Annotated in this window: 10 protein-coding genes and 2 pseudogenes; all 12 read right to left on the bottom strand. The window is 44.3% G+C overall.

Going from position 1 to position 12,410, the window contains the following annotated elements; all coding sequences use genetic code 11:
• Nucleotides 1-12: 12 nt before the first annotated feature.
• The 12 genes and pseudogenes from G7035_RS17240 to G7035_RS17185 all read right to left on the bottom strand — a co-directional run bounded on the left by G7035_RS17240 (nucleotide 13) and on the right by G7035_RS17185 (nucleotide 12,157).
• The gene (locus G7035_RS17240; protein WP_013372097.1) at nucleotides 13-393 is read right to left on the bottom strand and encodes a type VI secretion system membrane subunit TssM; all 381 of its coding nucleotides are present in this window, start codon (nucleotides 391-393) and stop codon (nucleotides 13-15) included.
• Nucleotides 394-417: 24 nt separating this feature from the next.
• A pseudogene (rsmH, locus tag G7035_RS17235) lies at nucleotides 418-1,367 on the bottom strand (16S rRNA (cytosine(1402)-N(4))-methyltransferase RsmH).
• Nucleotides 1,368-1,384: 17 nt separating this feature from the next.
• Entirely contained in the window at nucleotides 1,385-1,822 is a 438-nt protein-coding gene (gene mraZ / locus G7035_RS17230) for a division/cell wall cluster transcriptional repressor MraZ (RefSeq protein ID WP_013311099.1), read from the bottom strand.
• Between the two features lie 328 nt (nucleotides 1,823-2,150).
• Nucleotides 2,151-3,416 (bottom strand): adenosylhomocysteinase, encoded by a 1,266-nt coding sequence (locus G7035_RS17225; protein ID WP_019688031.1) that lies wholly within the window; start codon nucleotides 3,414-3,416, stop codon nucleotides 2,151-2,153.
• Nucleotides 3,417-3,459: 43 nt separating this feature from the next.
• Nucleotides 3,460-5,091 (bottom strand): bacillithiol biosynthesis cysteine-adding enzyme BshC, encoded by a 1,632-nt coding sequence (bshC, locus tag G7035_RS17220; protein WP_019688032.1) that lies wholly within the window; start codon nucleotides 5,089-5,091, stop codon nucleotides 3,460-3,462.
• 122 nt (nucleotides 5,092-5,213) lie between these two features.
• Nucleotides 5,214-6,152 carry an ABC transporter ATP-binding protein gene (locus G7035_RS17215; RefSeq protein ID WP_016821552.1) on the bottom strand — a complete coding sequence of 313 codons (939 nt, stop codon included), beginning with the start codon at nucleotides 6,150-6,152 and terminating at the stop codon, nucleotides 5,214-5,216.
• Between the two features lie 11 nt (nucleotides 6,153-6,163).
• Nucleotides 6,164-7,040 (bottom strand): annotated as a pseudogene (locus tag G7035_RS17210) (ABC transporter permease).
• Nucleotides 7,041-7,044: 4 nt separating this feature from the next.
• Nucleotides 7,045-7,977, bottom strand: a complete 933-nt coding sequence (locus tag G7035_RS17205; protein WP_016821554.1) for an ABC transporter permease — start codon at nucleotides 7,975-7,977, stop codon at nucleotides 7,045-7,047.
• A gap of 197 nt (nucleotides 7,978-8,174) precedes the next feature.
• A complete protein-coding gene (locus G7035_RS17200) occupies nucleotides 8,175-9,875 on the bottom strand; it encodes a peptide ABC transporter substrate-binding protein (protein WP_019688033.1) in 1,701 nt (566 codons plus the stop codon).
• 153 nt (nucleotides 9,876-10,028) lie between these two features.
• Entirely contained in the window at nucleotides 10,029-10,418 is a 390-nt protein-coding gene (locus tag G7035_RS17195) for a DUF3397 domain-containing protein (protein ID WP_013372105.1), read from the bottom strand.
• A 4-nt stretch (nucleotides 10,419-10,422) separates the two neighbouring features.
• Complete coding sequence (locus tag G7035_RS17190; RefSeq protein WP_019688034.1) at nucleotides 10,423-11,403, bottom strand: ketopantoate reductase family protein; 981 nt, start codon at nucleotides 11,401-11,403, stop codon at nucleotides 10,423-10,425.
• Between the two features lie 103 nt (nucleotides 11,404-11,506).
• Nucleotides 11,507-12,157, bottom strand: coding sequence for an RsfA family transcriptional regulator (locus tag G7035_RS17185; protein WP_016821557.1), 651 nt, complete (start codon nucleotides 12,155-12,157; stop codon nucleotides 11,507-11,509).
• Nucleotides 12,158-12,410 lie beyond the last annotated feature (253 nt).

The following is a 12,410-nucleotide window of genomic DNA, read 5'->3' as shown; positions in this document are numbered from 1 at the left end:
CTATGCTCTTAACTATTTGGCAGCCTGCTTTTCCACACGAATGGGCTCTCTTGTTGGTTCGATATATCCCTGTTCCTTTGCAGTAGGCACAATCTGATTCTCCAGACGTTCCTTCTGAATCTTCAATTGGGCGATATTGGTCTGTAATTTGGAAATGTCCTTGCTGGCTGTATTAATCGCATAATTAATTTGATAAATGTGCGCATATCTGCCAATCAACGTCCCCGCAATGACAATGCATGCTACAAGTGTCAATAGATACAGCAGCTTTTCTCGAATCGGCAGCTCTCTGCGGCGTGTAACGACTTTAGTGGTCTCACGATACCGTTGTTGCTGAACCTGTTCCTGACGGGCTCTTTCTTTTACAGCCAAATTACCGCGTGTATAAGCCATGTCGCCTCTCCTTCTCCATTAAATTTACAATTTTTCGGCAACTCTCAGCTTGGCTGACCGGGATCGTGGATTAAGCTCTAACTCTTCTTCTGATGCCACAATCGGCTTACGATTCACCAGCTTTAGATCGCCTACCATTTTGTCATCCAGAATCGGCAAGTCAGACGGATAGATGCTTTTCGCCAAATACTCCTTGAAAATATGCTTGCATATCCGATCCTCCAAGGAATGAAACGTAATAACCGAAATTCTGCCCCCTGGAGCCAGACATTTTACTGCCTGATGCAAAGTATCTTCCAGTGCACCCAGCTCATCATTCACAGCAATCCGCAAAGCCTGAAAACTGCGTTTAGCCGGATGTCCCCGGTTCTGCGTGCCGCAGCCGGAATTCCTTCTTTGATAATATCGACAAGTTCCCCCGTTGTGTGAATAGGCTTGTTCATTCTACGTTCAACCATGATCTTCGCGATCCGCCTGGAGAACTTCTCTTCTCCATATTGAAACAGGATACGCGCAATCTCCGCCTCCGGCCATTCATTAACAATTTCATATGCCGTAAGCGAACTGCTCTGATCCATCCGCATATCTAGCGGTGCATCATGATTGTAACTGAATCCCCGCTCCCCCTCATCGAACTGGGGCGAGGATACACCCAGGTCGAACAAAATACCCTGGACCTGCGGGACGCCGTCTTTTTCGGGCAATCCCAGTTCGGCCAGCTTGTCCTGCAAGTGGCGGAAGTTGGATTTCACTAATGAAATCTTTCCTTCATAGGCTGACAGCTTCTCTCGTGCATTGTTCAATGCCCAGTCGTCCTGATCAAAGGCAATAAGCCTCCCCTCAGGGCCAAGCTGTGATGCAATGACGGAACTGTGTCCTGCCCCTCCCAACGTGCAGTCCACATAAATCCCGTCCTGCCTGATGTTTAGTGCCTGTGTTGCTTCTTCCTTGAGTACGGTAATGTGGTGAAACAAACGGCTGACCTCCTAAATTACAATTCAAAGTTGAAATCAACCAATTTCTCAGCAATGTCGTTAAATGCTTCTTCTGATTGGTTGAAATATTGCTCCCAAGTATGCTTACTCCAAATCTCTACCCGGGTGGACACTCCCAATACGACGCACTCTTTTGTAAGCTTGGCGTATTCGCACAAATTCCCCGGTAAATTTACCCTGCCCTGTTTGTCCAATTCGCATTCAGTCGCTCCCGAGAAAAAAAACCGGGTAAACGCACGCGCATCAGCCTTCATCAAAGGCAGTGCTTTAAGTTTTTTCTCCATGACAGCCCACTCATCCATAGGATACACGAAGAGGCATTGGTCAAGCCCGCGGGTAACCACGAACGAGGCACCGAGAAGTTCACGAAACTTGGCCGGGACAGTAAGCCGACCCTTCTCATCAATGCTATGTTGGAACTCCCCCATAAACATTGGTTTCGTCACCCCTTACCCCATTCTCCCACTTTGGCCCACTTTCCACCACCTAAGCATAATAGATTCGCTTTAAAAAATCAAAGACCTCTTTTTCATTACAAAAAAGTGATAAACCTAGAATTCGGGCATATGTCTGTTATTGTTGCCCCGCGTCATAAGATGCCAAAAAGCCCCTTATCCCATGAAGTCGAACCCCCGACAATATGCATCAGGTTTCGAAACAACACGGAATAAAGGGCTTATTCTCTATCCATCATGTCAACCTATACAAGTACTTGCTTAAAAATGCACCATTTCTGCAGCGGACATCGTGACCGAAAATAGATTAGGCGTTCCAGCTGTCCAGATAGACCTTTTGGTCTTCTGTTAATGTATCAATCTTGATTCCCAGACTATCAAGCTTGAATCGAGCCACTTGCTCATCAATTTCATAAGGTACATTAATCACAGCTTTACCCAGCTCGTTGTAACGATCATTCATATATTTCAAGCCAAGTGCCTGAAGAGCAAATGTCGTATCCATAATCTCTGCTGGATGACCGTCAGCGGCAGCTAGATTCACGAGGCGCCCTTCTGCGAGCAAATACATTTTACGTCCATCTTTAAAGCGGTATTCTTCGATATTGCGACGCACTGTGCGAATGGATTCGGAGCGTTTAGCGAGCTCAGGCTTGCTAACCTCCACATCAAAATGCCCTGCGTTACACAGCACAGCTCCATCCTTCATAACATCAAAGTGTTCCCCTGTAATTACAGCTTTATTTCCAGTTACTGTAATGAAGAAGTCGCCCAGTTTGGCAGCTTCCACCATTGGCAATACATGAAAACCATCCATATGGGCTTCTACAGCCTTGATTGGATCAACTTCCGTTACAACCACGTTGGCTCCCAGCCCTTTCGCACGCATTGCAACCCCCTTGCCGCACCATCCATAACCCACCACAACCACTGTACTTCCTGCCACAACCAGATTAGTCGTACGAATAATACCGTCGAAAGCTGACTGGCCTGTACCATAGCGATTGTCGAACAAATATTTACAGTAAGCATCATTTACAGCTACCATCGGAAAGTGAAGTTGCCCTTCTTTTTCCAAGGCCTTCAAACGAATAATCCCTGTAGTGGTCTCCTCTGCTCCTCCACGGATCGTAGAAATCAGATCAGGCCGTTCAGATTGCAACAGAGTAACCAGGTCACCACCGTCATCTATAATGAGATCTGGCTTAGTTTCCAGAGCCTTGATTTGCAAATTCTTGAATTCCTCTGGATCTGGATTGTATTTAGCTAATACCGTAACGCCATCTTCTACTAATGCGGCGCAAACATCATCTTGTGTCGACAAAGGATTACTACCCGTAATGGTGACCTGTGCTCCACCTGCTTGTACCACTTTAGCTAGGTAAGCCGTTTTGGCCTCCAGATGTAAACAAATCGTTACCTTCAGACCAGCAAAAGGCTGCTCTTGCTCGAATTGTTGACGTATACGGTTCAATACCGGCATATGGGCTTCTACCCAATCAATTTTCAAATGACCTTCAGGGGCCAAGTTAAGATCGTGAATAATGCTATTTTGCAGAGAATGGGAAGTCATATGTTATTTCCTCCTAAATATTAGTTAAATTCGTTTATGATCATTATACATAAATCACACGATGCGTTCCCGACAGATCCAATGGTACGTTCATAATCATATTCATCAGGTCGAGACCATAACGATTCAGAAAATGATAGATCGTATATGCACGCTCCTGCGGCTGTCCAAATGGGAAAAGCGACCACTCGATATGATCCCAGTGGCGAAGTGCTGTTCCATTTTGCCGAAGCAGCGCTTCCTCCACCTTTGCCTCCAGATAGGAAATCTGCCCCAGAATTTTCTCGCAGTTGGTTTCTCCGAGCTGTAGCAAACCTTTCTCTATCATCCCTGTCTGCTGTATAAGCGGTTTATAGATGCGGACAAAAGCATCCTTAGCCTCGGAAAACTGATCCTGCATTCCAAGCTGATCTTGAGTGGCGATCCATTGCTTTTTTCGTTCCTCAAGCCCGTCTCTAACTTGGCCAAAAGTTAGTTCGTACTTAAGCATATGCTTTTCCACGCCCGGCTCCAGTAATGTAAAAGACATACGCGGCAGCAGTATCGGCATCTGCATCCCGAGCACTTCGAAAGCGTCCCGTGTAATTGCCCAGTAGGCAATTTCTCCTAGACCCAGCACAGACCCCAGTACCGGGAACAGCGAATCCTGCATGAGCGGACGAGTTAGTACATTGTTACTAAAACGTTCGGGGTGTCTATCTATCTCTTCAAGCAGTTCAACCGCTGTAAATGCCACCAAACCGCGTCGATCTGTGAATAATCCAGCTTTTTTGAAAAGCAGTAGGCGTTCCTCTTCATGAATGTAAAAAAGGTTCGCACCACCTTCATGCACATCCGCTTGTAAGTGATAACCATAGTCCACGATCCGCGTAGCGGTTGTCCTATACGCTGTCTCCAACTCATCATTGTGCTGAACCAACTGTCTAAAAACGGATGCCTCTAGCTTGCGCAGCAAAGGATCTGCAGAATCCATGAGCACCAATCCATAGGTACCAAACAAACGACCCATCAGCTTGGCAAAGGCATCACTTAGTCCATATGACTCTGTCAAACCCTGCTCAATCATGTGCATAATATCGGTCTTATGTTCTGAATCTGGCAAGCATTGCTCTATATCCGCCATCGCTTGCTTCCACTCAACCGTATCGACTTTAATAGCACTAACTGAAGAACGACGTTCAGGCTGCTTATTCAGCTTGATTTTAACTGCTTGCGGGTCTTTTGCCATTACGTATGTATGATTGACCTCGTCCCAGTCATGATCTTCACCAGCAATCCAGAAAATTGGAATAACCGGACGTCCAAGCCGTTCTTCAGCTTCTCTAGCTGCTTTAATAATCGTAGCGGCTTTATAAATGACCAGCATTGGGCCTGTGAACAGTCCACTTTGCTGTCCGCCAACTACTACTAAAGCATCTGGGCTTTCCAAACGGTCCAATGAAGTATGAACCGCCTCATGCGAATTGTGTTGCTCATTGTATATACGAAGACATGCTACGACATCCTTACGATTTAATCGCAGATGCTCCGTCTTATCCAGCCACTTCGCCCGTTGGGCATAAGCATCGGCGTGCAGAATATCATATTCATACAAATCGCTTGCGCGTCCTGTACCCTGTATATAGTCTTCTGCCAAAGCCGACCCTCCGCGAAGCGTTTCCGGAACTATTTTCATGGGTCTGCCTCCTGTCTCCACCAAAACCTTACTGCTTGATTGTACCGAAAGCCCATGTCCACGTCAAAGCTTCCTACAAAAAAAACCGCCGAATAACTCGGCGGTTGGTATATAGAACAAGATCAAGCGTAAGGTTCAGCTACAAAATGCCCTTTAGACACTTCGATAAGCGTGGCATTTTCCAGGTTATAAGCCCCTGCCTTATTATCGGACGCGTTATGAATCGGTCCGCCTTGATCGTCAGGCATAATAATTCGCTTTTTGTTGGCTTCAACTTCCGGATCAGGAAGTGGAATCGCCGACAAAAGCATTTTCGTATACGGATGAATCGGATTGGCATATAATTCAGAGCTTTCAGCAAGCTCCACCATTCTGCCTCTATACATTACAGCTACCCGATCACTGATGTGCTTGACCATTGACAGATCATGCGCAATGAACAGGTACGTCAGGCCAAGTCGTTCTTGAAGCTCTTTCAACAAGTTGACAACTTGAGCCTGAATAGATACGTCAAGCGCTGAAATCGGCTCATCACAAATGATGAACTTAGGATTAACAGCCAATGCACGGGCAATACCGATCCGCTGACGTTGGCCACCAGAAAACTCATGCGGATAGCGCGTTGCATGGTCAGGGTTCAAACCAACCAGATCGAGTAACTCCTCAATCCGTTTCTTACGTTCTGCACGGCTACCAGCCATATTGTGAATATCTAGTGCCTCACCAATAATATCAGACACGGTAAAACGCGGGTTCAATGATGCATACGGATCTTGAAAGATCATCTGCATATCACGACGCATTGCTTTCATTTTCCCCGGTGATAATTTGTAAATATCTGTGCCGTTAAAACGTACGCTACCTGCTGTAGGCTCATACAAGCGCAAAATAGTACGACCCGCTGTAGACTTACCACAACCGGATTCGCCAACCATACCCAGCGTTTCACCCTCACGAATATAGAAATTCAGGTTATCCACCGCTTTGAGCACACGGTTTTTGCCAACATTAAAATACTTTTTAAGGCCTTCAACTTCAATTAAATTGTTGCTACTCACCATGATCTCACCTCCTATTTCTTCAACTTCGGATCAAGCGCATCACGCAAGCCGTCGCCAAAAAGGTTGAACGCAAGCATAATCAAACTGATCAAACCTGCTGGGAAAAGCATCCGCCAAGGGTAATACATCCACCCTGTCAGAGCTGATTCAATCATTGAACCCAGCGATGCCTGAGGAGCCTGTACCCCTAATCCAAGGAAGCTCAGGAATGCCTCGGAGAAAATAGCACTTGGAACCGTCAAGGTCAATGTGACAATGATTGGTCCTACCGCGTTAGGCAACAAGTGACGGAACAACAAACGACCCGCACCAGCACCCATTGAACGGGAAGCAAGTACGAATTCTCGGTTTTTAAGTTGCAGCATTTCACCACGTACAATCCACGACATGTTAATCCACCCTGTTACACAGAGCGCAATAATAATGGTGGTGATACTTGGCTCCAGTACAACCAGCAACAGAATTGTAACAAGCAAGTAAGGAATGGAATACAAGATTTCAGAAAATTTATTCATGATTTCATCAACGCGGCCACCAAAGTAACCCATAATTCCACCATAAATTACACCAATCATCAAGTCAATCATTGCAGCAGCCGAACCAATGTTCCGCCGATGGAGGAAGATTGGTGCTCAACAAATCATTCGTGCGGTCATCGTATGGCGACAGCATCGGACCAATAATTGAAGCAAGCACTATGAGAACCAAAACGCTTAAGCTCGTCATAGCCAATTTATTTTTACGAAGACGCTCCCAAGCATCTCGCCAAGCGGATAAGCTTTCACGCTGAATAACTTCAGACTGCTTTTCATCCGCTCCGACCCTCTGGAAATCTTCCGGTTTCACCTGAAGTTTATCCAAGTTCACAGCATTATCTTTAACAGACATAAAGTTATCCCTCCTTCCCGCCAGTAAGCTTAATCCGCGGATCAATAAATCCATATGCAATATCCGTAATAAAACGTGCCACCATCAACAAAATACCGTAAAAAATAGTAACTCCCATAATCATCGTATAATCACGGGTTGTAATACTATCTACGAACACCTTACCGATACCGCCAATCCCGAAGATTCGTTCAATAACAACCGAACCCGTAATAATATTGGCTGTCATTGGTCCTACATAGGTAACAACTGGAAGAATGGCATTACGTATAACGTGTTTGAACATAATTGTAATGGATTTCAAACCTTTAGCCTTGGCAGTCTTAATGTAATCTGCATGGAGTACTTCCAGCATGCTGGAACGCGTTAGTCGAGCGATAAACGCAATCGGTGAAGCAGATAGAGCCGCAACTGGCAAGAAGTAATCCATCGGGCCTTCAAAGCCCATAACATTAAACCAGCCTAACTGTTGAGCAAAGAAAAATTGAATTAACGATGCCAGAACGAAGCTGGGAACCGCAATCCCCATGATAGCTAATACCATAGCGACGTTATCTATGAGCCTACGATGATACAAAGCTGCTAGCATTCCTAGCAAGATACCGACAATTATCGACACGATTATGGCAACAAAACCGAGTTTGAGGGAAACCGTAAACGTTTGTCCGATAATGTCAGTTACACTTTGATTCAGCTTTTTCATAGAAATACCAAAATCACCTGAAGCAATATCACCTAAGTATTTAAAATATTGGACATATACAGGCTTATCCAGCCCATATTGCTCCATTAACCGGGCTTGAATCTCAGGAGAAGTCGCTTTTTCACTCATGAAGGGGTTACCCGGAATTGCTTTCATGAGAAAAAACGTCGCAGAGATCAGAATGAACAAAGACAGCAACATATAGAAAAATTTACTGATCAAATAACGCGTCATTGCCCGTTTACACCCCCCATAAATTATTTTCGACACCATTCGATTTTATCGAAATAGAATTGGACTGTCCAATCTACTTATTTGCATGGTTACATGATGATGGAAAAGACTAGGACACACAAAAAAAACGGGATATATATGGTTCAATCCACATATATATCCCGAAGTAACTATCAAACTTCAGAATTGAGCTTTAGTTACTGTGTAATATACGCTCTTGTGAAATCAATTGCTCCACTAAAGTCAAGTCCAATGTCTTTAACATTCGGTTTCGTTAAGGAAACATTTGAATAGTAATAGATCGGAAGCATTACCATATCATCTTGAACCAAAATTTTCTCTGCTTTCGCAAAATCTTCCATGCGTTTAGCTGGATCAGTTTCTGTTTTAGCAGCTTTAATCAATTCATCATACGCAGGGTTAGCATAACCTGAGTTGTTGTTACCATTGCCTGTTGTCCACATATCCAGGAATGTCATTGGATCATTATAGTCAGCAGACCAACCACCACGAGCGATTTGGAAATTCAGCTTGTTACGTGTTTGGATAAATACGCCCCACTCTTGGTTTTGAGTTTTAACATCTACACCAAGATTTTTCTTCCACATATCAGCTACTGCCAAAGCAATCTTTTGGTGACTTTCACTGGAGTTGTACAGCATAGTTATTGTAGGAAGCGTAGTCATGCCTTCTTCTTTCATACCTTCTTGCAGCAATTTTTTCGCTTCAGTGAAATCTTCTTTGAAGAAATCATCTTTATGCTCGCTACGGAATTCTTGAGAAACTCCTTTGATGCCTGGAGGTACAAAGCCGTAAGCAGGAATTTGACCGCCCATTGTTACACGTTCAACGATCGGTTGGCGTTGAATAGCCATCGCAAACGCTTTACGGATTTTAGCATTGTTAAATGGTTTTTCTGTTACATTAAACAGATAGTAGTACGTACTTGCAATTCCTTTAGCCTTAAATTCATTAGGCAATTCGTTTTTCACAGCCGTAATTTGGTCAGTAGGAATTTCACCTGTTGGCATACCTGAATAATCAAGTTGTCCACTTCTGTACGAAGCCAGTTCAGTTGCACCACTGTTTACAAGGGACATTGTGATTTTGCTCAACTTGATCTCGTCTTTACCCCAGTAGTTTTCGTTCTTGGAAACTTCGATCTTTTGACCGCTATCCCAAGCCGTTAATGTGAAAGGTCCGTTAGTAATCATGCTATCTTTCTGAACTGCCCACTTGTCATTACCTTTAATAGAAGGGTTTACAGGATAGAAAGTGTAGAAAGAAGTCAATCCCAAGAAGTAAGGAGTTGGGTGTTCCAGCTCTACTTGCAATGTATGGTCATCAACAGCTTTGACACCTACATCTTTAAAGTCTGTAACTTTTGTTCCTTTATAAGATTTCGAAGTGCTCAGGTTGTAGCCCTCAGCATTCTTGATATAGTACAATTGGTAAGCATATGGAGGTGCAGGAGCCGTTGAAGGATCCAATACCCGTTGCCAAGCGAATACGAAGTCGCTTGCTTTGACTGGGTCGCCATTACTCCATTTTGCAGTATCACGAAGTTTGAACGTGTAGGTTTTGCCGTCATCGGAGATTTTCCAAGATTCAGCAACGCCAGGGATTTCTTTGCCGTCAGGACCCATACGTACGAGACCTTCATACAAAGTTTTCAGAACCGCGTTGGTTTGACTATCCTGAGCTTGTGCCGGATCGAAGGTTGGCGGCTCGGAAGAAAGGTTAACGCGCAAAATTTGCTTGTCGGCCGGGGCCGGCGTAGTCGAGGTGTTTTCTTGTGCGCCCTTACCATTGGTATCATTCTTGCCGCCGCAACCTGCGAGCAGTGCGCCAACTGCAAGAACGAGTGTCAAAAGGACTAAAAAGCTTTTCCTTTTCATCTAGCGTTTTCCCCCTAGTTCTAAAGTGGTATATGTTTATAGATTATACAACCAGCGGTCAAAAAAATCTACATTACATTTCTTCAAATTGAGCTTTTTTTTCAAAAAAACATGATTAATTCATATTTTTTCATCATTTCATGTCATATTTCATCACATAGAGTTGAATATATTTTTAAATATACCAACAACAGTCAACAAAGTATACGCCAATGTCATCGCCATAAAAGTTAATCTCCAGACCGCTCTACATAATCTTTTACCATCAACCTTTCCTTTTATTCGGTTTTGAGCTCCTCCAATTAAACCCAATGCCAGTAACAAGAGCAGTAGAATCAAATAAAAACCGAATCGGGATGTAAATAGGACATTAAAGAGTGCTGCGACGGAAAATATCAGAAAAAAAGTGGTAATATCCATAGAAGTAAGCAATGATTTCTTCTTTTCCATTTTAAGAATGTAGCGACAAACCGCAAACACGATCAAAAACGGAAAAAAGGGAAGAATACTGAAAGTGATAATAGTACCTTGTATAAGACTCAACTGATCACCCCTCTTTTAGCCGCATTCCTTCAATTAATTGCCACAATACCTCATGAGTTGGCGCACTAATCCCAGCTCGCTTTGCCATCTGCACCAGTTGCCCGTTAATGGAAGCAACTTCGGTCATGGAATGTGCAAGTACATCAGCTAGCATAGACGAGTGATTCTCTGCCGTTGCCCGGCAAACATCCATAATTTGATCCCACCATGCGCTTTCCCAGCGGATACCATGAGCTTCATATACTTGAATGCCTTCATCATACAGCTTACGCATCATATGTATTCGAACAGGCTCCGATAGCAGCTCGCCATTCCGAACTCGCCATACGGCTGTCAGTGGATTGATCACAGCGTTAATCAACAACTTGCGATAAATCCCTTTCTCGATTTCTTTCGACAAGCAAACGTCAAATCCTGCTGCAAGCAGCCGATTTAACACATATTGTTTGAAATCAGTGTTGTGCTCTCCCTCTACTTCCTCCGAATATCCAATTTCAGTCACGCCCGATCCTGCATGCACAATGGATGCTGCGCCTTGTTTCTTGGCTCCTTCGGTTGTCACAGCAGGATATACTACAGCTTTAGGCCACGCCTGCCTGATGCGTTCTATATGACCGATTCCATTCTGCAAACAAATAATCCCTGTACCTGTTTCCGTTTGAGCCACAGGCTGAATCTGCTCCAATACTTCTTCTATCGCCCCCTGTTTGGTCAAAAACATGATCCATCGTGCCGAAGTCTGTGAATTTAACCGTTGCCAATCTGCCAATGGCGCTACCTTTAATTGGTCCCCCGATACATGAACAGCCACCTGTCCCTCCTTATCAAGCACAGTAATCCCTTCACGAGCAATGGTGTGTGCCTGTTCAAGTGTTCGTGTCCACAGCCTTACTGTAGCACCCGAGGCCGATAATCTCCCGGCAAACAGCAATCCCAGCGAACCCGCTCCAATAATATCAATCACTTTGTATCGTCTCGCTTCCATCTTTTTTTCTACTATATCATATGCACTCCAATGTAATAACAAAAAACGCCAACTACGGCCAAGCGATAGTTGACGTTTTATTTAGATAGCTATTGTAATCTTGCTACTCAATGCGCTCCAGATTCCCATTAGCGTCCATTTTGAACCTGGATTTAAGCTCTTCCTCATCTTCAGTGATTAAAGCCAAACGCCGGGCACGGTCCATAATCTGAATCAGAGCTTTATAATCATCATTTACAACACGATAGTCGGTCTGCACATCATTCACTTCTTTGGACAGCCGGTCATTAATGGAGCGAAGCTGATTTAATTCTTCTTCCTTTTCCCGCAAATCTTTCTCCAGCATCTTAATCTGCCGATTAGTCTCCTGCACAGATCCCTTCCATTGACGCAAGAAGCGAATTACGGCATCAATAGATAACGTATCTTCACTCGTGCCATCGGTTCTGTATCCCCCTTCGACTGTATCGAGCGTGGCAAAGGCCGCTACCTGCGATACACCTACTGGGCTCTGCTTGCGAATATAACTGCGCTTCTGGCGCTGCGCTTTGGCAATGCTAATCGCTTCATCGTAACGTTTGCGCACGCAGCTATTCCAACGAAAGCCGCATGCTGCAGAGGTTCTACCTATTTTTTGTCCAACCTCCTCAAACGCAGCGAGCTGTGTTCCACCTTCCCGGATATGCCGCAATGTCACCTCCGCCAATATCAAGTCATCTTCCGCACTCCATGCATCTTGTCTTATTGCAGTCATGCCTCTAGCCCTCCTAACAACATCCTGAAATAACCGTCTTCATGAACCGATCTTGCCGGTATTTGAATAGGGTATAAAAGCTGTTTATTCATTCCTATGCCTCTCGTAGAGTTCATAGAATCTATTTGATACTAAATTGTATTTCCATTTCTGCCAGAACTCATACGTGAAGTAAACAGTTTCGGGTTTCACGCATGCTCTGACTGCTGTACAATAAAATGAATGGTTAAAGAATAAAAAAGGATCATATACA

It is taken from the genome of Paenibacillus polymyxa, from assembly GCF_015710975.1.
GTDB classification, from domain to species: Bacteria; Bacillota; Bacilli; order Paenibacillales; family Paenibacillaceae; genus Paenibacillus; species Paenibacillus polymyxa.
This window is presented reverse-complemented; position numbering and strand designations above follow the sequence as displayed.

Coding starts and splice junctions, on each gene's coding strand:
- G7035_RS17185 (WP_016821557.1), bottom strand. CDS start 12,157: ATGACTGCAATAAGACAAGATGCATGGAGTGCGGAAGATGACTTGATA.
- G7035_RS17205 (WP_016821554.1), bottom strand. CDS start 7,977: ATGACGCGTTATTTGATCAGTAAATTTTTCTATATGTTGCTGTCTTTG.
- G7035_RS17215 (WP_016821552.1), bottom strand. CDS start 6,152: ATGGTGAGTAGCAACAATTTAATTGAAGTTGAAGGCCTTAAAAAGTAT.
- mraZ (WP_013311099.1), bottom strand. CDS start 1,822: ATGTTTATGGGGGAGTTCCAACATAGCATTGATGAGAAGGGTCGGCTT.
- bshC (WP_019688032.1), bottom strand. CDS start 5,091: ATGAAAATAGTTCCGGAAACGCTTCGCGGAGGGTCGGCTTTGGCAGAA.
- G7035_RS17200 (WP_019688033.1), bottom strand. CDS start 9,875: ATGAAAAGGAAAAGCTTTTTAGTCCTTTTGACACTCGTTCTTGCAGTT.
- G7035_RS17190 (WP_019688034.1), bottom strand. CDS start 11,403: ATGGAAGCGAGACGATACAAAGTGATTGATATTATTGGAGCGGGTTCG.
- G7035_RS17225 (WP_019688031.1), bottom strand. CDS start 3,416: ATGACTTCCCATTCTCTGCAAAATAGCATTATTCACGATCTTAACTTG.
- G7035_RS17240 (WP_013372097.1), bottom strand. CDS start 393: ATGGCTTATACACGCGGTAATTTGGCTGTAAAAGAAAGAGCCCGTCAG.